The 22,886-nt window shown below is 32.8% G+C and carries 17 protein-coding genes; 1 reads left to right on the top strand and 16 read right to left on the bottom strand.

From position 1 onward, the window contains the following. Positions 1-61: 61 nt before the first annotated feature. From EHE19_RS13120 to EHE19_RS13185, 15 genes are all read right to left on the bottom strand, one after another. The gene (locus EHE19_RS13120; RefSeq protein WP_137698304.1) at positions 62-703 is read right to left on the bottom strand and encodes an O-methyltransferase; all 642 of its coding nucleotides are present in this window, start codon (positions 701-703) and stop codon (positions 62-64) included. A gap of 277 nt (positions 704-980) precedes the next feature. Further along, entirely contained in the window at positions 981-2,258 is a 1,278-nt protein-coding gene (mltG, locus tag EHE19_RS13125) for an endolytic transglycosylase MltG (protein WP_137698305.1), read from the bottom strand. Positions 2,259-2,561: 303 nt separating this feature from the next. After that, on the bottom strand, positions 2,562-4,379 hold the full coding sequence (gene typA, locus EHE19_RS13130) for a translational GTPase TypA (RefSeq protein ID WP_137698306.1): 1,818 nt from the start codon (positions 4,377-4,379) through the stop codon (positions 2,562-2,564). A gap of 366 nt (positions 4,380-4,745) precedes the next feature. Further along, positions 4,746-7,124, bottom strand: coding sequence for an endonuclease MutS2 (locus tag EHE19_RS13135; RefSeq protein WP_137698307.1), 2,379 nt, complete (start codon positions 7,122-7,124; stop codon positions 4,746-4,748). Between the two features lie 72 nt (positions 7,125-7,196). Then, entirely contained in the window at positions 7,197-8,876 is a 1,680-nt protein-coding gene (locus EHE19_RS13140; RefSeq protein ID WP_137698308.1) for an AMP-binding protein, read from the bottom strand. A gap of 642 nt (positions 8,877-9,518) precedes the next feature. Further along, complete coding sequence (locus tag EHE19_RS13145) at positions 9,519-10,067, bottom strand: helix-turn-helix domain-containing protein (protein WP_137698309.1); 549 nt, start codon at positions 10,065-10,067, stop codon at positions 9,519-9,521. Between the two features lie 888 nt (positions 10,068-10,955). Further along, on the bottom strand, positions 10,956-11,246 hold the full coding sequence (locus EHE19_RS19595; protein WP_137698310.1) for a hypothetical protein: 291 nt from the start codon (positions 11,244-11,246) through the stop codon (positions 10,956-10,958). Positions 11,247-11,379: 133 nt separating this feature from the next. Next, the gene (locus tag EHE19_RS13150) at positions 11,380-11,895 is read right to left on the bottom strand and encodes a hypothetical protein (RefSeq protein ID WP_137698311.1); all 516 of its coding nucleotides are present in this window, start codon (positions 11,893-11,895) and stop codon (positions 11,380-11,382) included. A 90-nt stretch (positions 11,896-11,985) separates the two neighbouring features. Next, positions 11,986-12,624, bottom strand: coding sequence for a J domain-containing protein (locus EHE19_RS13155; RefSeq protein WP_137698312.1), 639 nt, complete (start codon positions 12,622-12,624; stop codon positions 11,986-11,988). Continuing rightward, positions 12,608-13,486: a DUF5685 family protein gene (locus EHE19_RS13160; protein ID WP_137698313.1), complete on the bottom strand. Its 879-nt coding sequence runs from the start codon at positions 13,484-13,486 to the stop codon at positions 12,608-12,610. The genes EHE19_RS13155 and EHE19_RS13160 overlap by 17 nt, the downstream gene beginning before the upstream one ends. A 661-nt stretch (positions 13,487-14,147) precedes the next feature. Next, the gene (gene pgsA / locus EHE19_RS13165; RefSeq protein ID WP_137698314.1) at positions 14,148-14,714 is read right to left on the bottom strand and encodes a CDP-diacylglycerol--glycerol-3-phosphate 3-phosphatidyltransferase; all 567 of its coding nucleotides are present in this window, start codon (positions 14,712-14,714) and stop codon (positions 14,148-14,150) included. Positions 14,715-15,058: 344 nt separating this feature from the next. Then, complete coding sequence (locus EHE19_RS13170) at positions 15,059-15,487, bottom strand: acyl-CoA thioesterase (RefSeq protein ID WP_137698315.1); 429 nt, start codon at positions 15,485-15,487, stop codon at positions 15,059-15,061. A 666-nt stretch (positions 15,488-16,153) separates the two neighbouring features. Continuing rightward, positions 16,154-16,357 carry an LAGLIDADG family homing endonuclease gene (locus EHE19_RS13175; RefSeq protein ID WP_479692085.1) on the bottom strand — a complete coding sequence of 68 codons (204 nt, stop codon included), beginning with the start codon at positions 16,355-16,357 and terminating at the stop codon, positions 16,154-16,156. A gap of 20 nt (positions 16,358-16,377) precedes the next feature. Next, positions 16,378-16,611 carry a trp RNA-binding attenuation protein MtrB gene (gene mtrB / locus EHE19_RS13180; RefSeq protein ID WP_137698316.1) on the bottom strand — a complete coding sequence of 78 codons (234 nt, stop codon included), beginning with the start codon at positions 16,609-16,611 and terminating at the stop codon, positions 16,378-16,380. A gap of 186 nt (positions 16,612-16,797) precedes the next feature. After that, on the bottom strand, positions 16,798-20,319 hold the full coding sequence (locus EHE19_RS13185) for a DNA polymerase III subunit alpha (protein WP_137698317.1): 3,522 nt from the start codon (positions 20,317-20,319) through the stop codon (positions 16,798-16,800). Positions 20,320-20,727: 408 nt separating this feature from the next. Between EHE19_RS13185 and EHE19_RS13190 the strand changes: the two genes are divergently transcribed. Beyond that, positions 20,728-21,342, top strand: coding sequence for a hypothetical protein (locus EHE19_RS13190; RefSeq protein ID WP_137698318.1), 615 nt, complete (start codon positions 20,728-20,730; stop codon positions 21,340-21,342). 241 nt (positions 21,343-21,583) lie between these two features. Here the strand turns inward: EHE19_RS13190 and EHE19_RS13195 are convergent, their stop codons facing one another. Next, a complete protein-coding gene (locus EHE19_RS13195; RefSeq protein ID WP_137698319.1) occupies positions 21,584-22,564 on the bottom strand; it encodes a copper amine oxidase N-terminal domain-containing protein in 981 nt (326 codons plus the stop codon). Between the last annotated feature and the right edge of the window lie 322 nt (positions 22,565-22,886).

Genomic DNA, 22,886 nt, shown 5'->3' on the forward strand with positions numbered 1-22,886 from the left:
CATTCGAAAGTTAGTTCAAAAATAGTTATGACTGTTGGCTTAGTGTATCAGCCAGCAGCTATTAACCTTTCTTATAGCTAAGTGCAACTCCATCTCCAATAGGAATAATACTGGTTTCAAAGTCATCATCCTCGCAAAGAATTTTCAGATAGTCCCTCATCCTTGTAACAATTGTTTTCTTTCTTCTAACCACAAGTTCTTCGCTTGCAATCATACCCTTATACAAAACATTGTCCGATACCAATAATCCTCCAGGAACAAGCATCCTTTTGCATTGTTCAAAAAACTCATTATATTGCCCCTTGGCAGCATCAATAAAAATCATATCATAGCGCTTGTCCAAACACACCAAGACATCCAAAGCATCCCCTGCAATTACATTTATAGTGTTTTGCTTACCAGCTAATTTTATATTTTTCCTTGCCAGTTCAATCATTTCTTCATTTCTTTCAATTGTATCAATAACACCATCCTGCTTCAAGAATCCAGAAAATAATATAGCTGAGTATCCTATAGCAGTTCCAACTTCAAGTATTCTAGACGGCTGCTTTATTTGTCCTAGCACCTTCATTAAAGCGGCAACCTCAGGTTGAATAATGGGCACATGATTAAGAGCCGCATATTGCTCAAGTTCTGCAAGTAGTCCAGTGTTAGCCTTTATTGTATCTCTAATATATTCAATTATATAATCATAATTAATCAATAGTCACGTCCATGTTTTTCCACAGTTAACAAATAACATGGACTTGGCACCTCCTAGATACATATTTCTAAATACATTGGTTATTCTTAAACTTGCTGAGATTCTCATACTTCTAATTTACCCGTTGCTAAAAATAATTTTCAAAATCAGCTTATCAACTACTTCTATATTTTATTGAACCAATAATAAAAACTACATAATTCTCATTGCTTTATAAAATTAGGGTGGCACACAGCCACCCCAATCCATTTAATAAAATATAATATACAAAACAAAATTATTTTGTTAAACCATACTGTTTCATAGCCTTTAAATGTTCATTATATGACTTGGTAAATTTTGTAGTTCCATCCCCTGTTGCTATAAAGAACATATAATCAGTATCTTCATCAGGGTACAATGCCGCATTTATAGAATCCATACCAGGAGAACATATTGGTCCAGGTGGAAGTCCAGGATGAAGGTAAGTATTGTAAGCATCATCGACAGTTGTATCTTCATAGGTTATTTGATCATGTACCTTGCCCTCCCTGTTAAGGAAAATGTACTGAAGCGTAGCACATGATTGTAATTTTCGGAGATATTCTTCTTTACTCTTTAATCTCTTATGGAAGACAGCAGAAACCAATCTTCTGTCTGCACTTGAGTTTGCCTCTCTTTCAATAATTGATGCAAGAGTAATAATTTGATCCATTGACATTCCTAGTTCTTGAGCTCTTTTATAATGCTCCTTTGTCAGCTTACTGTCAAAATTTCTAAGCATTACATTTATAATTACCTTCTCACCAGGATTCATTGCAAACTCATATGTGTCAGGGAATAAATATCCCTCTAAAATAAATTCTCTGTTATTGGTATTTGTAATCTGTTTTATGAAATCGAAATCATATTTTTCATATTTCATAGCATAATCAAATTTGTCTTCGATTGCTATACCCTTATCTTCAAATTTCTTAACAATCTGCTTATAGGTTAAGCCTTCTGGAATAGTAATCTTAACACTTTCAGGCTTTGAAATAAGTACCTTCATTATATCATTAAGTTCTAAGTCTTTTTTCAAAATATGTGTACCAGCTTGATATTTCCCATCAAACCCATTAAGCTTTGATACAATCTTAAAAACTTGAGGATTGGTTATTAATCCCCCATCCTTTAAAATGTTTGCGATAGCCTTTGTATCTGACCCCATAGGTATTTCCACTGGTATTGCATTAGGATCAGTAGCATCAATCTGAATTTCAGCAGTTTCCACATCATCACTGACAGCTTCTATACTTAGAAAAGAAAAAATAGTTCCCACTGAAAATATAACCACAAATACAATTATTGAAGCTAGTACAAAAGTAAGCTTCTTTAACCCAGCAGATATTAAGAATATACCAGAAATAACTAATGTAATTCCAACTACTGTTAATATAGCATTAAATACGCCATAAGAAGCATTATAACCACTTAACAAAGTACCACCAAAACTTACTATTTTCGGTATTGATAAAAATGCACCTATAACAACTAATAAAATACCTACCAGTGCAACCTTTAATTTTTTATTCATTGGCATTACTCCAATCTTCAAAGTACATCAATAATATCTACTATAATATTGTTTTCCTAATTTGTCCATATTTCCATACAATTTATTTACTTCTAAAATAAACTCTATATACAAAACTATACTGTCAAAACCAACTAACTATTCACATAGCCGATTCTATTAGCCATGTATAATATCATGCTCAAAACCTCTTATAGCATAGCTATTCATATAGTTTGTATCTTTTTGGTACATTTAACTCATGCACCATTACTCAATAAACACCCATCAACTACAGCATCTGTAAGCTAATATATTTCAACATTACATTTTACTTCTGCTCTTTGCTCTAAGTTCAGAATTTAATATTCTCTTCCTTAAACGAATATTTTTAGGTGTTATCTCAACTAACTCATCATCTGCAATAAACTCTAAAGCCTGCTCAAGACTTAAGTTCAGAGGTGGTGTTAACCTAAGTGCATCGTCACTTCCTGATGCTCTTGTATTTGTAATGTGCTTCTTTTTACACACATTAATAACCAAATCATCACTTTTTGCATTCTCGCCGACTATCATTCCCTCATATACCTTTGTACCAGGTGTTATGAAAAGTGTTCCTCTTTCTTGAGCGTTATATAGACCATAAGTAATAGCCTCTCCATCTTCCCAAGCTACAAGTGAACCTCTTTGTCTCATAGGAATATCTCCTTTGTATGGTTCATAGCTGTGGAAAACGTGATTCATTATTCCATTTCCTTTAGTATCAGTCAAAAGTTCTGATCTATATCCAATTAAGCCCCTAGCAGGTATCTTAAATTCAATTCTTATATATCCTTGATTTGCAGAAGACATATTTACCATCTCAGACTTTCTCTGTCCAAGCTTCTCCATTACAACGCCCATATATTCTTCAGGTACATCAATCATCAAGTATTCAATTGGTTCTAAAAGCTGACCGTCAACTTCCTTATATATAACTCTTGCCTTTGAAACCTGGAATTCATATCCTTGTCTTCTCATTGTTTCTATTAATATGGAAAGATGAAGTTCTCCTCTGCCTGAAACTACAAATGCATCTGGTGAATCAGTTTCTTCAACCTTGAGACTTACATTTGTCTCTAATTCCTTGAATAATCTGTCCCTCAAATGTCTTGAGGTTACAAACTGGCCTTCTCTGCCAGCAAATGGACTATTATTTACGCTAAAGGTCATAGATAGTGTTGGTTCATCAATAGCAACAAATGGCAGTGGGTCAGGAGCACCAACATCACATATCGTGTCTCCAATTGTTACATCTGTAACTCCTGATACAGCAACAATATCTCCAAGCATTGCTTCACTTGCTTCTTTACGCTTTAGTCCTTCAAATGTATACAGCTTTGTTATCTTTGCATTAACTTGATGTCCTTCTGTTTTACAAATAATAGCCTGTTGACCAAGCTTTATCTTTCCTCTGTCAACTCTTCCTATTGCAATTCTTCCAACATAATCATCATAGTCAACATTTGAAACCAATAATTGCAATGTTCCATTCATTTCACCCTTTGGTGCAGGAACTTTTTCAAGTATTACATCAAATAGAGGCTTCAAATCTACTCTTTCCCCATACAAATCACATACAGCAAAGCCTTCTCTGGAAGAAGCATATACAACTGGGAATTCTAATTGGTCATCATCTGCCCCTAATTCTATAAACAATTCAAGTATTTCGTCCACTACTTCGTCTGGTCTAGCTTCTTGCCTGTCTATTTTATTTACAACTACAATAGGCTTTAAATTAAGCTGAAGCGCTTTTTTCAAAACAAATCTTGTCTGAGGCATAGCTCCTTCAAATGCATCAACTAGTAAAAGAACGCCATCAACCATTTTTAAAACACGTTCCACTTCACCGCCAAAGTCAGCATGGCCAGGTGTGTCTACAATATTAATTTTAGTTTCTTTATATTGTACTGAGGTATTTTTTGATAAAATAGTAATACCTCTTTCTTTTTCTAGATCATTTGAATCCATTACTCTTTCAACAACTGCCTCGTTAGATCTAAAAATACCACTTTGTCTAAGCATTGCATCAACAAGTGTAGTTTTGCCATGGTCAACATGGGCAATTATAGCTATATTTCTTACGTCTTGTCTAATATCCACAAAAATTCTCCTTCATTAACTTCACAAATTTAAAATCTATAATAAAAACGTATTTACCTAATAAACATAATGATGTCTAATAATAAAGTCAATTACTATAGCAAAAATACCACCGCATATACTTTAAACTGTAATTGACTTTCGTCAAATTACTATCACAAAAATACCACCGCGTATGCTTTGACTGTTATGACTTTAGTCAAGTTATTATTGCGAAAATATCACCGTTTTAAGCTTAAACCATAATTGACATCGGTAAACAAGCCACTAATTATTGTAATTTAATGAAGCAGAATTGTCAACCATTAGCGTTATATTCAGCATATTGTCATAAATTAGAGGTTTCTATTTATCTTTTGGCAAACTTTATTTAAGTTCAACCACTGTTACACCTGATTCTCCTTCACCAAGCTTACCCAGTCTAAAACTCTTTGTGTGGGCATTATGCTTCAAATATTGATGCAATCCAGCCCTCAAAGCTCCAGTTCCTTTTCCGTGTATAAGTGTAACAATTCCCATCCCCGCAATACTAGCATCATCAAGATATTTATCAACCACATCAATTGCTTCGTCTAGCAGCATCCCTCTTAAATCAATTTCAGAGGACAAACTCTGTGCTTTAGCAACACCAATTTTACCTATGCCAGTTTTCTGAGTCTGTTGTTTCTGTTCATCAATTAATTTTAGATTTGATATATGCACATTTATTTTCATTATCCCTGCTTGAACTTGCGCCTCTCCACTCTTATCAGGTGTTGTTAATACAGTACCCTTCTGATTGAGATTTACAATAAGCACAGTATCTCCTGGCTTTAAATTCTTAGGAGGCTTGACTAAGCCTTGTCTTGGCATAATTGACTCAACAAGCGAATCATCTAATTTGTTTATGCTTTTATTTAATTTTTGGCGGAGTTCTTCAGTTTGTCTTCTAACCTCTGCCTCTTCCTGCTCTTTTGCAAGTCGTTTCATTTCGGCAACTAATTCTTCAGCCTCTCTCTTGGCATCCATCAAAATTTGACGAGCCTCTTCTCTTGCCTTTCGAAGTTCCTTTTCTTTCTGAGCCGCCAGTCTGCTCTTTTGTTCCTCTAAGTCTTTCTTTAATCGCTCAGCTTCAAGTCTATAACTCTCTGCACGCATTTTTTCTCTCTCAGCTTCACTTCTGTTTTTCTCAATACTTAATAATATATCCTCAAACCTTATATCCTCTTGAGAAAGAAATTCTTTTGACCTTTCAATAATATCATCTGTAAGTCCCAATCGTTTTGATATTGCAAAAGCATTACTCTTTCCAGGCACACCAATCAACAAACGATATGTGGGCTTTAATGTCTCCACATCAAATTCGCAGGAGGCATTTTCAACACCAGCTGTAGATATTGCATATACCTTTAATTCACTATAATGGGTAGTAGCAAGGGTTGTCGCTCCCATTTGGTGAAGGCATTCAAGTATTGCCATCGCAAGTGCAGCGCCTTCCGTTGGGTCTGTTCCTGCACCTAGTTCATCAAACATAACCAAAGACTTGCTGTCTACATTCTTTAGTATTTCAACTATATTTTTCATATGAGATGAAAATGTACTTAGACTCTGCTCTATACTCTGTTCATCACCAATATCCGCATAAATCTTATTAAATACACTTATTTCTGTTCCTTCGTTAGCAGGTACATGTAAACCGCTTTGTGCCATTAATGTGAACAAACCAACAGTTTTAAGAGATACCGTTTTACCTCCAGTATTTGGTCCTGTTACAATGAGCGAGTTAAATGTATCGCCAATCCAGAAATCTATGGGAACTACTTTTTTCTCATCTAATAAAGGATGTCTGCCCTTTTTTATAATGATTCTCCCGCTTTGATTAATTTTAGGACACATACATTTATAATCAATTGCCAGTCTTGCCTTTGCAAAAATAAAGTCCAGCTTTGCCATTATACTCATATTTGCATTTAATTGAGGCAATATAAGCGAAGCATCCTGAGAAAGTTCAGCCAATATTCTTTCAATTTCAGCCTGCTCCTTTATTTTCAGCTGCTTAATACTATTATTAGCTTCAACAACAGCCATTGGCTCAATGTAAAGTGTAGCACCACTTGAGGATGAATCATGCACTAGTCCGGGAATGTCATTTCTATGCTCCTGCTTAACAGGTATTACATATCTGTCTCCTCTTATTGTAACAATGGACTCCTGTATATATTTCTGATACTTTGTTGAGCGAATCAAATCATTAAGCTTATCTTTGATTGATGCCTGATGATCCTTTATCTGGCGTCTAATTGTATTAAGGGCAGGACTGGCATTATCTGCTATTTCCTCTTCACTGATAATGCACATATCAATTTTCTGTTCAAGCCTTGCATTTGATTCTAGGCAGGAAATTAATTCATTAACACAATTTACATTATCCTCATCTACCCTGTCATTTGCATAAGACTTTAGTTTACGGGCAGCACGCAGAACCCCGCCCAATCGCAATAATTCGCCGGGATTTAAAACACCGCCTATATCCAATCTTTTCAAACTTGGCCTTATATCAGTTATCCCGCCAAGAGGTGGTGAACCTCGCCTCATTATGCAGCTAACACCATCATTTGTTTCGCTTAGCAGCTTTTCCACAGTATTAAAATCAGTTTGAGGAGAGAGTTCCTCAACCAACTCCCTCCCCAATTCAGATGCAGTTAAACCTTTTAATTTATCAATTATTTTTCCGTATTCAAGTACTCTAAGTGTTTTTTCGTTCATTGGAAAGTAATTCCTTTCTAAGGAACATTTAAATAACTTACCTTTTTATCAGGGGCTTATCATTTACTGTCCCTATTTTGTTTCAAATTTTTGTTTATCTTCATGACGAATATGCGCCCTCTTTATTTTTCCACTAATGGTTTTTGGCAATTCATCAACAAATTCAATAATTCTAGGATATTTGTATGGTGCCGTAACCTTTTTAACATAATTCTGTATGTCCTTTTTTAACTCTTCAGATGGTTCATAGCCTTTAGCAAGAGTTACAGTAGCCTTAACAACTGTTCCTCTTACACTGTCAGGTGCTCCAGTAACAGCACATTCTAATACAGCCGGATGCTCTATCAAGGCACTTTCAACCTCAAAAGGACTTATTCTATAACCTGATGCCTTGATAACATCATCATTTCTGCCAACAAACCAAAGGAAGCCATGTTCATCTCTATAAACAACATCTCCTGTGTGATAAGCATTATCATACCATACCTTAGCTGTTGCTTCAGGGTCTTTATAATAGCCGCAGAATAATCCTGGCGTCTTATTAGTGTCAACATCTCTTATTATTAACTCCCCTTCCTCTCCTACTGGACAAGGGTTGTTATTCTCATCAACAACATCAATATTATATGCTGGGTTTGGCATACCCATTGCTCCTGGGTCTACCTTCAGCCATTCAAAATTAGCTACAATAACAGTAGTTTCAGTTTGACCGAAGCCATTTAAAATTTCATGACCAGTTATATTCTTAAATCTGTTAAATATTTCCGGATTCAGTGGTTCACCTGCTGTAGAGCAATGTGTTAAGGATGATAAATCATATTTTGCAATATCATGCTGAAGTAAAAATCTATAAATAGTAGGTGGCGCACAAAAAGTACTTACTTTATATTTTGCCAGCTTGTCTAGCAAATTACATGGGTCAAATTTTTCCATATCATAAAGGAACTGAACAGCACCACATATCCACTGTCCAAACAATTTGCCCCATCCAAACTTTGCCCAACCTGATTCAGCAACTGAAATATGCAGCCCCTTCTCTACTACTCTATGCCAATACTTCGCTGTAACAATGTGCCCCAAAGGATATGTAAAATCATGCATAGCCATTTTAGGCATACTAGTAGTTCCAGATGTGAAATAAATCATCATTAAATCTTCATTTGTTGTGTTTTGGTCACCTTCAGGTCTTGTCCAAACATCAGATACATTCTCTATTTCGCTGTCATAGTCTAGCCAGCCCTCTTTACTGCCTCCAACCATAATATAGGTGTCAACTGTTGGAGACTCTTGTCTTGAACTATCTACATGTTCAGGAACACCATTATCGTTATATGCAATAATAGCCTTAACTCCTGCAGCATTATTTCTGTATACTATATCCTTTTTCATCAATTGGTTAGTACATGGAATAAATATTGCACCTATTTTACAAGCAGCAAAAGCAAAGAAGTAAAACTCAAACCTTCTTCTCAATATAAATATTATTTTGTCGCCTTTTTTAATGCCTTTTGATTTGAGATAATTTGCTGTCTTGTCAGACCAATACTTTAGTTCACTAAACGTAAATTTCCTCTCATTTCCGTTATCATCGCACCAAACGAGAGCAAGTCTTTCTGGCTCAATTCTTGCATATTCATCTATAATGTCATAAGCGAAATTAAAATTTTCAGGAACCTTCAGCTTAAAATTTTTACTAAAATCCTCATAAGAATTAAATTCTGTTCTTTCTAAATATCTTTGCTCTAAGCCCATTATGTACATCCTCCAATACTTTACCGACCGTTTCTTTTCTATGTCTGACCCATTTGGCGTAGTTGGCCGCTAATTAAATTTAATTTTATATAATTTAAATTTCTTACAGCATTAAATTAATATCTACTTTTATCTTACTTTTTAATAATATTCAAAACAATTACAACTACAACTCAAGCCTTTAAAAGGATATCTATATCAGTAGGATATTTTTTCCTGATGCTGTTAAAACAGAATTTTCTATATACCGATGTCTTATTACAATTAATAGTACTAAGTAGTAATATATCTACTTGCGAAGCTCGGTTAGAAACTGTTGCCAGAAATAATTGGTGAAGAACAAATATTGTAGCCGATACAGATACAGGATGTATCTGTGAGTATTGACCCGAGGCATGATACCTTGGTAATACGGTCGGCGGAAGTGCCTGCTCTTCACTGTAATTATTTCAGAGTCAATTTCGTGATCGAGCAATGGATATATTGCACGGGAGTACCATTTAAGCAGCTAACTGTTGATATATATTTTTCTTGTTTTGCAACAGCCCTTTTTAGTCAAAATATACTTTTAAGCAATTCAAACACCTTTTTGCATTTATTTGCTAATTTACTTTATACTTTTGTCGAGAGTAACTGACTTTTTTAAAGCAAAATTATTGTTACAAATTTTGCAGGCTTTCCGTCTAGCGCCAACTGCTTATGTGGTAGTGTTGAATTAAAATACAAAGAGTCACCAGGCTCCATAATAAAGCTTTCCTTGCCTATTATTACCTGCATCTTGCCCTCAAGGCAATAGTTGAACTCCTGCCCCTTATGTGAAACAAGTTCAGGAGAATTTTCAGGATCAAGTTCAACAAGCAAAGGTTCTATTTTTCTATTGGAATACTTATATGCAAGACTTTCAAACTTGTACTGATCAAATCTTTCAACCTTTAAGCCTTCACCCTTTTTAACAAAGCTAATATCATGCAATTTAGGTGATGTACCAGTTAGTATTTCTGTCATATCTACCTTGTAGTATTCAGCTATTTCATATAATATACTGACTGGAATATCGTCTTCAGCATTCTCATATTTTAAGTATTCATCTACATTTATTCCAATTGCGTCTGCCACTGTTTTTTCAGATTCTCCAGCTAATAGCCTTAATCCTTTAATCCTGACCGCAATATCCTTTACCTTTTCATTCATATTGTTGACCATCCCTTTCATTATACATTGGCAATACTTTTTAATGCCTTGATACAATATAAAATTTTTGATTCATTCTTAGCAGGCTTCGAATAGTAAAAATTCAAACGTAATATACTAATTTGTACTTAAAATGTGGTATAACAATTCAAATAGCAACAAATATGGCGACAAGTCCGCAAATGTTGTTCAAATACTAACCTTCTATGACTCATTTCGGCATAAACTAAGTTGAAACTATCGTGGGAGGTACGCAGTATTTTTTCTGCCTTAACCTCTGCTTGCAGAGGCAATTTACTTATTTTCGATTATGAGTCAATGCTTATACAGCGCACCGTTACGACTATGAGTTAGAATATTTGTCTTATTTTAAATACAAAGTAGTATTACAAATATTTATATTATATCATATAAATTGAATTCAGATACATTTTATCATGAAATTTATGTGCAAATTAGGCAAAAAATACTTTTACAGTTAGCCAATCTTCTTGAAAATACATAGACAACCTCTTAGTTAAAATCTAGATTAAGGATTTAGTCCGCACCCCCATTTACCCAAACAAATTTATAAGTTGAAATTAGTTTTACTGAGAAAATAATTACATTTATTTTATCTTTTTTAGCCATTAATACTCTCAAATCCGAATCCTCTGTCAACGACTTATTAGTAATAGTTTTAGGCACACCATTGACTGTAGTCTCTATTTTAGTAATAGTTATGGAAATAGTTAATAAAAAATGATGGAATTTATATTTTCAAAAAAGAATGGATATTTTAGACTAACGTTTATTTGCATCCAAAAATTAATTGAAAATAGTGTTTTTTACCACTATTTATACCAAATTGATAAAAAGTTGTAACAAAAAATCATTTCTACTTTCAACTTAATCCTTAAATTTGTTTCTGATTGAAGGAAATATCCAAACTCCTAGCGCTAAACAGATAAGACACGCAGACATGCCAAAAAGACTTGGAAGTGAACTGTAGAATAACTGTTGAAAAGATACACTGGCGGTATTCTCCACAATTATCGCAGAGTTAATTACCATATATGTAAAGAAAAAGGCAATTCCAATTAACTGAAATATGTAATGTTGCCTTAATAGATTTACAGAACAGCCAGCTATAAAAATTATAACAAAAACAGCAATGGAATATGAAAAAGCTGGGCTCATAGTAACCTCCGTTGTAAATTAACCAAATAAAAGAAATCAAAAAAGCACTGCAATTACAATTATTGTAATATATACAGCGCTCCATTTCAAATTATTTCCATATACAACTTTCTATACAAATGTTATTATCACTCTAAATTTTTAATTTGGGTTTTAGTTTTGATGCGTAGAATCTGATAAACAGTGTATATACATAGTCATATATTAAGAAAACCAACTCTAATAACCCAACAACAATATAAATAGGAGCAGAAATAGTTACTCCCACAAGTATTATTTCTTTTAAGAAAAATAGTCCCAAAAGTAAACATATATTAAAATATGCAAACTTTAATATATACTCTAAAATTCTGCTTTGTATTTTTTCAGTATAAAACTTTATTAATCCATATATTCCAAAAAACACAACAAACGGCACTACTTCCAGTCTTGGAATCAAAACTGCCGATAATATACTAGACACCAAATAAAATGTCCAGCCTGCTTTTGTACCAAACTCAATAATAATAACTGAAATAAACAACGAGCTGACAGCATACAGAGTAAGCACACTCGTAGGAAGTATTGATGCAAAGAAAACACATATTACAGCAAATGCAGCAAGAATCCCTCCCAGTGCAATTCCTTTGACTCTATTATTGTTGTTCATGTTAATTATACCAACCTCCGCGCCAACAATTATGGGCATAAAATAATGATAAGTCTGCGGCTCAAAAAATAACCATGATTAAAATTTATTCTAGCAGCAGGAAATTAAATCTCCACCGCAACATTCACACATTGTATCTGAACACCACAAGAAAGTACACATATCACAAAAACTAGGGCTAGAATTATAGCCTCTATAGCTTGCATTTCCACGATACATATTATTGCTTGAATTCATTCTATTTAGTGTATTTCTGTACTCAAAATTTGTAGGGTCCATGTTTACTGCTTGCTTAATATTCATGGAAGCTTCATTATACCAGCCCTTTTTCATAAATATCAGCCCTCTCAAGTAAAACCATTCAGCATTTTTGATTGAGATGGTTTCAAGCAATGACTCTGCCTGTAATATGTTACCATTGTTAATATACATTCTTACTTGCGCAAAGCTATCACTGCCACCGCTGCCATATGAACTGGTGCTTTGATTTGGACTGTAGCTTGCATTTCTTCCATTCCACCCACTGGTAGCCTTAGCACCATTACCTTTTCCTGTTAAATATTCATATGCTTCATTTACTTCTCTAAGTTTTTCTTCAGCTAGTTTTGAAAGAGGATTGTCTTGATATTGATCAGGATGATACTTTTTTACCAATTCTCTATATGCCCTTTTAATCTCTTCTTCAGAAGCCCCTTCCTTAATTCCTAGTACCTCATATGGATTTTTCACCTTTTACACAACTCCTCTGGCATAAAATTTTATCAGTCTTACTTAACATGCCTATATATAATATATTTTCAAGTATTTCTTTATTTTCCTTAGCCGCTAGTAATTGAAATGCTTTTGATGCTTCACCTAAACAATATAATAGCGTAAACTCAACTTGCTCCTTTATATTATCTTTAAACTCACAAACATCATTTCCATTGTATTTAAAATGACTTAGCAACGGATTATAGCTAGAATTTTTTATATCATCCTCCAAGTCGTCAAATGCATCAATTAAATAAATCCATTTTCCCAGATTGTAGCCCATCCACCTAAGAATCTGTCTAGTGTTATCATCAAGCTTTTCATAGTCCAACACCTCTTCCATCAGCTTTGCAAAAGGTTCTGCTGCTGCATCCATGGAATCACAGTTGTTTTTTTCCAGTATAGACAGTTCCTCTAATCTTCTGTTTATTATATCACATTTAGTTGAATATTTTGAATGCAGCTTCTTATAAGCTCTTTTTAATCCTACCAAACCAACTAATGCTATTTTAGATTTATCATCCTTCCACTTATCAATTATATTATTATACGCTAATATTATATTAATGTCGGATGAATAATCAATAATTTCATTATAAATTACAAAGGATTTTTTAGTAGGATGTACCATACATCGTTCTTTTTTTACCTTTGTTTCAACATTTAAAATTGAACATAGCAATAAAGCTAAAAAAGCGGCATCGTATGTGAGGGTCATTCTTTTTATTTGGCCATGCCTTCTACCAATAGACTTACAAACTCCGCAGTAATAAGCACGATACATATCAAATTCTTTTATTTTCAATTCTGGTTTTTCTGGCATTATATATCCAAACATTTATGCCCTCCAAATTAGATTTATACCTAGAATCAATATAATAATTTTCGATTTAGCATATTTCTAGCATTAAAGAAAAATTTTATAGGATTCAGCGGTATTTCAATGAGGCAGGAGATATTATTACTGTCTAAAGACCAAACGATACTCATCAGGAGCAGGGAACATTTCTTGCCTCTTTATAACGCCTAAATTCAATACAAATTATCCCATTTTTATAAATTCCTTTTAATCAGCGGCATGTTAGCAATATGTGATATATTCTCACTATCTGAAAACTAAAGCTATACCTACCGATTATGTAAGCATAGAACATTTTAAGCTACCGCTATACCAATAATAATATTACTAATTTATTAACTATTTATAAACTAAAACTTACATTTATAAATATGTCCATAAAAATAAACACTAAATACTTACTTGTTGTGCTCATTTATGAACATAATTTAAACTATAGAAAAGACATGCTATTTTTTCGATTAAAGTCATTCCAAGGTATAATGCATAACCTCATATTATATTAAAAGGCACACCCTTAAGTGTACCTACAAATTAAGCTTTCATTAACATGATTCTGCTTTTCAGATAGAATTTTTACTTAATCAGGCTGTAAAATGTGTTTGTATTGATGGTAACCCATGCAAAATAATTGCTTAGATTAGTTATTTTTAACATCCTTTTCGTAATTTTTTGAAAACTTGAAATAAATAATTATATATCTTACCAATGCAAAAAGCGTACATACAACTGCCAAACTAAGTGCAATATTAATAGCTATTGTTGTATAGCTATTGCTTAAACACTCAATTCTAAGCACTATTGTTGCAATTATTGCAAAATAGAATATTACAGTAGCTAGTTTACCATACCAATTTGCACCAATAACAGTTTTCCCTTTAGTATATAGCAGTATGCCCCCAATTAACATTAATAGTTCTTTTAAAACTACTATAATTAGTACTACAACAGGAATAAAATCCTTTATTACTAAGAAAGTCAATGCAGTTATTTGCATAAGCTTATCTGCTAATGGGTCAAAAAACTTGCCCCACTTTGTTATCATATTGAATTTTCTTGCAATATAGCCATCTACAACGTCAGTAATCCCCCCAAAAGCAAAAAGAACTATAGCAAGTATATATCTTTCTTTGTGCATAGAATAACCTAAAAATGGCACAATTATTAGTCTTAACGTTGTTAATATATTTGGAATGTTAATTACCACTGAAACACCACCTGATTTACTAGTTTATATCAATATACCAAATCTGATAACCACATTACTTTTTATTAGTGAAACATTTTGCTTTAAATTTGCTCAAGCTTATAACAAACACAATACGACTAATTCTAATTCTATCAAACATAAGACTCTCAATTGTGATTGACTGAGACAATGAATTGACTTGGTCAATTCATTGTCTTTAGTAAGCATAGTCTATCATAATTTTAATATGTAGTGCAATATTTTATTGCCTTAATACTATTATGAAATTACTAAAGACTGCAAAATACAACAATAATATATAGTTTCAAAATACTTGATTCTCTCTAAGACTTTTTTAGCAATTAAGTTTCTTCAATAGCATTTATACTTATTATATGATAAAGTTCTGGAAAGTGTTTCTGTAAATTTATTGGTTTCAGTTCACTATTTGTCCATACATGAACAGTTTCACCAGTTGTAATAGGTTTAGTCATATCTTGTTCTTTGAAAACCTCATAGTAAAAGCATAATCTGGTTTTTGAATAACTTTTAATGCGAGTTCTTACAATAACTTTGTCCTCATATGTGGATGAACTTATAAACTTGCAATTAAGTTCAATCAATGGCAAAAGTATCCCTTTTGACTCAATCTCAGAATAGGAAATTCCAAACTTATTTATAAATTCAGTCCTGCCTGCCTCAAACCAAACTGCATAATTTGAATGATGTACTATACCCATTCTATCTGTTTCAGCATATCTGACGGTTAAAGGTGTATCAACGTAATGCATTTGTTTATCCTAACCTCCACATTCTACTTCAGTTATTAATAAATTATACTATCTCTCGTGGAGGTACGCAGCTAGTTTTAATCAACATTTAAATCCCTTCTTGCTAACCTCCACATTCTACTTCTGTTATTAATAAATTATATTATTTATCGTGGAGGTACGCAGCTAGTTTTAAACAACATTAAATCCCTTCTTGCTAACCTCCACATTCTACTTCTGTTATTTAATAAATTATATTATTTATCGTGGTGGTACGCAGCTAGTTTTAAACAACATCTAAATTCCTTCTTGCTAACCTCCACATTCTACTTCAGTTATTAATAAATTATATTATTTCTCGTGGAGGTACGCAGCTAGTTTTAAACAACATCTAAATTCCTACTTGCTAACCTCCACATTCTACTTCAGTTATTAATAAATTATATTATTTCTCGTGGAGGTACGCAGCTAGTTTTAAACAACATCTAAATTCCTTCTTGCTAACCTCCACATTCTACTTCTGTTATTTAATAAATTGTATTATTTATCGTGGAGGTACGCAGCTAGTTTTAAACAACATCTAAATTCCTTCTTACTAACCTCCACGTTCAATAATGACAGTAATTTATTTACAACACAATAATAGCTCCGAGCATCATATGCACGAAGCCATCATAAATAATTTTATTAATAACCCGTTTCTATAATAACGCTATGTGCTTCCTCAACCTCTGCCTCAGGAACAAGAACTTCAAAGTAATTATCATTGTTCTCATGATTTTTACTAATTGGCCTTAATTTTACAAGAATACCTTCATTGGACAAAAGATTCTGCAGCTGATTTGCCACTTCTTTGCTCTGGGCCATATATACCACTGTCCACATTGTAATCTACACTACCTTTCAAATTGTTATTCACCGCATTGAATAGTACCATATCTGCAATAAACACTAGCCTTTCCTCTAATTTTAATTGCAGACGTATTCTCTGTAAATTGCGCAAGCAGCAATTCACCTTTGTCAAGCTTTTCGGTATGATGAAACTTTGTATCCCTTCCACGTGTCAAACCAATAATCGTAACTCCGTTTTCCTCTGCCTTAACGGCAACATACTCACCAGAAATTTTATCTTCTAGGCTGTCCATATAACCACCTCGACATTTATATTATATTATTTTCCACCAAAAATCAATATTAAGCACTGTAATATGTTATTTTTATATATTTCAGGCTACTTCTCAGTCTATAAACTACAAATAATTTCTTTCTCATACATTGCTTGTTCATATATAAACTTGCTTAATGTGCGTTTTTAAACATTTCATGTTTTGTTATTTTATAAAAATGTTTTCTTTTCCCAATCGTTCTTCCAACTCTTCTATTATAACATTATTAACATCAATCCAATATTGCCTGTCAAGTTTTTTAAAATTTTTTTCATTTTTCATATTAATAAAAGTAGGAGTTGTTCCACTGAAATATTTGAGCAAGGCTCGGAAAGAACTACTTTCCTCCTTTGATAGTTTTTTTTCAAAGGTCATATACACTCCCTTTTCGTAATTGTTTTCATAATTGTTTTTATCATTGTTTTTATTTTTGAGGCTATTTATCGGATATACCTCTTCACATATAACTTTAGGTTGCTCATCTTCTCTCAAACTTAATCTTCCTTTTACAACAACAACACTCTCAATTTGCAGCAAATCTGAATATTTTGTGTAAATAGTCGGAAATACAATAAGTTCCATTGTTCCAAATAAATCCTCAAGGCCAATAAATGCCATTAAGTTGTTGTTCTTAGTAGTTTTTGTTTTTCTTGAATTAACTATTCCTCCAACTGTAACTCTCATTGAGTCCTCAAGCTTTTTCATTTCAAGCTGCATTTCATTAGAGTCTTCATCATTTACATTTATAAATAAATCCTTACTATATAAGTTTACATTTTTATCAAGTATACTTTGATATTCACTTAATGGATGCCCCGAAACATACAGGCCCAACATTTCTTTTTCCATTCCCAGCAAAACATTTGTAGGGTATTCCTTAATATCAGGATACTCCTCTTGCAATGCTTCTTGGGGCTCCTGCATCAAATCAAAAATAGATAACTGACCATCCATATTTTTCTTTTTTGCTTGTGCTATACCATCAAGAAAACGTTCATATACAGCCATATGCTTTGACCTGTAAATATTTAATGAGTCGAAAGCTCCACTTTTAATTAAGCTTTCTATACATCTTTTATTGATTTCATGGCTGTCAATTCTTTGGCAAAAATCAAGAAAGGATGTGAAAACTCCATTTTGTGCTCGCTCCCTAATCATAGATAGTATTGCATTTTCTCCAACATTTTTTATAGCAGCAAGTCCAAAACGTATTTTTCCGTTTACAACGGTAAACTTCACGCTGCTTTCATTTACATCAGGAGGTAATACCTGAATATTAAGCAGCTTACATTCATTAACGTACTGTGATACCTTATCACTTGAACCTAAAAAGCTATTTAATGAAGCTGCTAAAAATTCTGTTGGATAATAATGCTTGAGCCATGCAGTCTGATATGCAACTACAGCATAAGCTGCTGCATGTGATTTGTTGAAAGCATAGCTTGCAAAATCCATCATTTCATCAAATATTTTATTTGCAGTAGCTTCATCTACTCCATTTCTTATTGCACCCTTTACAATTTCATTTCCATCCTCGTCTATAATACCATAGATAAAGTTTTTACGTTCTTCCTCCATAACTGAGACTTTTTTCTTTGACATAGCTCGTCTTACAAGGTCTGACCTGCCCATTGAATAGCCTGCCAGTTCCCTTACTATCTGCATTACCTGCTCTTGATATACCATACAGCCATATGTTACATTCAAAATATTCTCCAATAGAGGATGAGCGTATTGTACATCTTTAGGGTTGTTTTTATTTTTAATATATCTAGGTATTTGATCCATAGGACCGGGTCTGTACAATGAAATACCTGCAATTATATCTTCTAGTGAGTTAGGCTGCAATTCCTTCATAAACTGTGTCATTCCAGCACTTTCAAGCTGGAATATACCTACTGTTTTACCCTCACCGATCATTTTATATACAGCTTTATCATCATAATCAATTTCAGAAATATCAATTTTTTTATTATGTCCCTGCTCTACAAGTTCTAAAGCATCTCTTATTACAGTTAATGTTCTTAGTCCAAGAAAGTCCATTTTAAGAAGCCCTAGTTCCTCTAGCAGCCCCATTGTAAACTGTGTAGTTACATTGTTTTCATTCATTTGCAGAGGTACATATTCAACAATAGGTTTTTTTGAAATAACTACACCAGCTGCATGGGTGGAAGCATGGCGCTGTAAGCCTTCAAGACTTCTTGCTGAATCTAATAAAAGTCTTGTCTCTTCATCCTCATTATATTTTTGCTTAAGCTCTGGATTAATTTCCAATGCCTTATCAATAGTTATGCCTATTTGAAAAGGAATCATTTTTGCAACAACATCCACATTTCCATATGAAATATCAAGAGCTCTACCCACATCTCTGATTGCATTTTTGGCAGCCATGGTACCAAAGGTTATTATTTGAGCAACATTATCCTTACCATATTTTTTAACCACATAGTCAATAACCTCTTGCCTTCTCTCATAGCAAAAGTCAATATCAATATCAGGCATACTGATTCTTTCAGGGTTTAAAAATCTCTCAAATAGCAAATTGTATTTAAGAGGGTCAATGCTTGTAATTTTCAAGCAATATGAAACTATACTGCCTGCTGCTGAACCTCTTCCAGGGCCAACCATAATTCCATTGTCCCTTGCATACTTGATAAAGTCCCAAACTATTAAAAAATAATCCACATAACCCATTTGAGAAATGACAGACAACTCATATTCCAATCTTTGACGAATGGATTCATCACAATTCTCACCATAACGCTCTGCCAAACCCTGATAGCACTTTTCCTTCAGGTATTCATAAGGTGTATATCCTTCCTCTACATCAAAGCTTGGCAAATGAAGCTTTCCAAACTCCAATTCTACATTACATCTATCTGCAATTTTTACAGTATTCTCTAGTGCTGATTTAACATTTTTAAAATGCGTGTACATTTCCTCAGGTGACTTAATATAAAGCTCATCTGTATTAAAACGCATCCTGCTTTCATCATTTATCGTCTTACCTGTCTGAACACACAGTAATATCTCATGTGCCGCTGCAGATTCCTTTAATAAATAGTGAGCATCATTTGTGGCAACCAAAGGGATACCAAGTTCATTGGATAATTTTATAAGCTGCTGGTTCACCATATTCTGGTCAGCTAATCCATTGTGCTGTAATTCCAAATAGAAATTGTCCTGTCCAAATATGCTATTTAATTTGTTTGCTAGCTTCACTGCCCTGTCGTAATCATTATTTAGCAGTGCAGCAGGAACATCACCTGACAAACATGCGCTCAGAGCAATAATACCTTCTGAATACTTTTCAAGCGTTTCATAATCCACACGCGGCTTATAATAGTAGCCCTCTGTGCAGCCTAGCGTAACTATTTTCATCAAATTCTTATATCCAATATTATTTTGAGCAAGCAAAACCAAATGACCATAATCGGAGTCTATTCCCGCTTGCTTATCATACATACTTCTTTTTGCTGTATATACTTCACAGCCCAATATTGGCTTAATTCCATTTTTCTTGGCTTCTTTATAAAAGTCAACTACTCCGTACATTACACCGTGGTCTGTTATAGCACAGCTGTCCATTCCCAGTTCTTTTACTCTTTTTATTAAATCCGTTATTCTATTTGCCCCATCAAGCAGGCTGTATTGTGTATGTACATGCAAGTGTACAAATTCTCCCATTTTGGTTCTCCTTATATATAAATCCAAATAGCTTACATTACATTTGTATAGAATTTTGCAAAATACAAAATACCTTGTGGTGTCGTCTTCTGCCTAACAGAAATAAGCTATTATTATAATAATCTAAATCCTTTTAATTTATTGCACTTTGCCCTTTTAAAAGTCAAAATATTAAACTTTCAGTCAACAATTCCAAAAATAATTAACTTATGTTCAACTATTTAATTATAACATATTTATAAAAACAGTTTTATTAATAAATTGATTCTTTAAAATTACTATAAATTGCAATATTAAATGCTGTTGAAAACTTCTTTAAAATACTTCATAAATTTCCCCTTCAATTTCAGGGAAATAAACCCAATTTTAAGAATTTAGTGTTAAAATTGATTTTGGAGGTGATAATTTTTGGAATATTTAAATAACAAAATGAATATATTTTTTAGATGGCTGTCAAATTCTAACTTACTCTCTGTGGATTTAATTTATAGGATATATTTCATGCAGATATTTGGCTCTAAGCTTTACTTCAGGCATAAAGTTAACTCCTTTAGGTCTTGCGCCTTTTGTAAGCATCTTAGTTTTGATAAGTTTTTAAATAAATATATTTGCTCTCATGGTGAGTATGAGGCTTGTGGTTCTCTGATTCCATGCATTATACCTGATACCTCCTATATAAATAGCAGAACTTATATTGAAGAGGAAGATGATATTCCGTGGCTATTCAAAGAGCCGTGCTTAAATTTTGATGTTTTAGATAGTAAAAATTATTTTAAGAATTTTATCTCACCAGACTTAAACAGTAGTATTATTAAGCTAGAGTCCTTAGAAGGAATTTTTACTGGTCAATCTAGCGGATGCATTCCATGTCATATATGTGCCTGTGTAAATAAAGAAATGTATTCTAAATGCTCAAATATAAAGTCTGCTAATATGGCTGGAAAGTGCAATAAAATTTATGACAAAGTGAATAATTTTTACTGCACAGAACCTTCTTTAGTCAAAACATCAAAAGTGTCCTAATAATACCTAAATAGAGCATTAATTTTTCAATTTGAAACAGTAATTTCAAACAGTAAACAACTATTTAAAATTTTATAACATTGTAAATTATTAGTAATTTCCCACTTAGCCTGTGGTTTTATTTACAACAAAAGAACTAAGCAAATGAAAAAGCTTCGTTTCATTATACTTAGTTCCTTGTATTAAAATATATTTTTTGCAATTTTGTTTTTATAGTTCATTATAGAACTAATACATAAGGTTACTTAGTAACATTTTCATCTTCTATAACAATTTGTCCACCAAATATATCAGCATTAATATGTAATACATCACTAAAGAAATTTATAGGAACATATGTAGTTCCATTTATAAGTTCAGGAGCAGTTTCCAACCTAATAGGTGCCATTTTATAATAAATGTAATTAGGATCTCCTATTGTGCATACAATCCCTTTACCAATTGTTGCACTCTTCGTTTTACCATCCCATTTTATACTGTAGCCTAGAGCCTGAACTATTTTACTGACAGGAACCATCACTATCCCATTATCATTAGTATATGCAGGCAAGCAATTTATCTTTTGATCATTAACAATTATATCAAATGTAGACACATCGCCTACTTGATTATCTAGCACTACTATTTTTGTTGGGGTAGTTTGTGCTGGAATACTTCTTGTTGAGTTTTTGTAAGTAACAACAAGCTTTTTATCAAATATTGTTCCATTATACTTTTTACCCTTTTGTGAAATGATTTCTGTATCTTCACTAATATTTAATTTAAGAAATCCGTCTGAGCTTACAAGTTCTTTATTAAAGATGTCAACTTTAGTAATCTGTTCAGTGTTTTCAACAACAACTACTTCAGTAGTGTATTGTGGTGGATAAATCATTATCATTGGTGCATTAAGATTATAGTACCCTGTAATAACTGTTCCCTTAGTTATTTCAACATTATCAACAATATATGTACTCTTTGAAATTACAAGGTTTGCAATGTTTCCATCGTCACCTTCTATTGTAATATAGTAAAAATCACTTCCGCTTCTTTTTTCACTTATTTCTGTTACCTTTCCATTAACAGAGCCAAATCTAAACTCTAACGCACCATTTGCATCATCATATTGCGAAACTTGACTTAATAAACCATTAATGTTGTTTTGTTCTGTATCAGCCAACACACTAGTACCAACTGAAAGTGATATAGCTGCCACTAATACAAGTCCTGTAATTTTTTTCATATAAATAATCTCCTTTCAAATTTGGTTATAACGAAGTAATTAATTTTTACTAAAATCTAAAAACCATTTTCTAAAAATTCAGTTGAATCTGGCGTTATAATAATAGACGTAATTTTTATAAATAAGTTTCAAATAAAAAAACTTTTAAAAGTAAATATTTAAAAATGTCTATCAATTTAAAGTTAATTTAATAATTTAAAATAGGTTTATTAATCTTTAAATAGTATATTTAACTACAAAGTATGAATTTTATAATCATAATAAGAGATTATACAAATAAAATATCAGGGCTTTTATAAATTAAACGCCCCCTTAAAACAGT

The sequence above is a fragment of the Ruminiclostridium herbifermentans genome (assembly GCF_005473905.2).
Taxonomy (GTDB): domain Bacteria; phylum Bacillota; class Clostridia; order Acetivibrionales; family DSM-1351; genus Ruminiclostridium; species Ruminiclostridium herbifermentans.

What these genes read in the sequence shown, in the direction of transcription:
- mtrB (WP_137698316.1), bottom strand. Translation starts at nt 16,611, where the DNA reads ATGGACAGCCTAGAAGATAAAATTTCTGGTGAGTATGTTGCCGTTAAG.
- EHE19_RS13145 (WP_137698309.1), bottom strand. Translation starts at nt 10,067, where the DNA reads ATGAATGAAAAGGTAAAGGATATTGCGGTCAGGATTAAAGGATTAAGG.
- EHE19_RS13160 (WP_137698313.1), bottom strand. Translation starts at nt 13,486, where the DNA reads ATGTTTGGATATATAATGCCAGAAAAACCAGAATTGAAAATAAAAGAA.
- EHE19_RS13195 (WP_137698319.1), bottom strand. Translation starts at nt 22,564, where the DNA reads ATGAAAAAAATTACAGGACTTGTATTAGTGGCAGCTATATCACTTTCA.
- EHE19_RS13135 (WP_137698307.1), bottom strand. Translation starts at nt 7,124, where the DNA reads ATGAACGAAAAAACACTTAGAGTACTTGAATACGGAAAAATAATTGAT.
- EHE19_RS13140 (WP_137698308.1), bottom strand. Translation starts at nt 8,876, where the DNA reads ATGGGCTTAGAGCAAAGATATTTAGAAAGAACAGAATTTAATTCTTAT.
- EHE19_RS13170 (WP_137698315.1), bottom strand. Translation starts at nt 15,487, where the DNA reads ATGCATTACGTTGATACACCTTTAACCGTCAGATATGCTGAAACAGAT.
- EHE19_RS13185 (WP_137698317.1), bottom strand. Translation starts at nt 20,319, where the DNA reads ATGGGAGAATTTGTACACTTGCATGTACATACACAATACAGCCTGCTT.
- EHE19_RS13150 (WP_137698311.1), bottom strand. Translation starts at nt 11,895, where the DNA reads ATGAACAACAATAATAGAGTCAAAGGAATTGCACTGGGAGGGATTCTT.
- EHE19_RS19595 (WP_137698310.1), bottom strand. Translation starts at nt 11,246, where the DNA reads ATGAGCCCAGCTTTTTCATATTCCATTGCTGTTTTTGTTATAATTTTT.
- mltG (WP_137698305.1), bottom strand. Translation starts at nt 2,258, where the DNA reads ATGAATAAAAAATTAAAGGTTGCACTGGTAGGTATTTTATTAGTTGTT.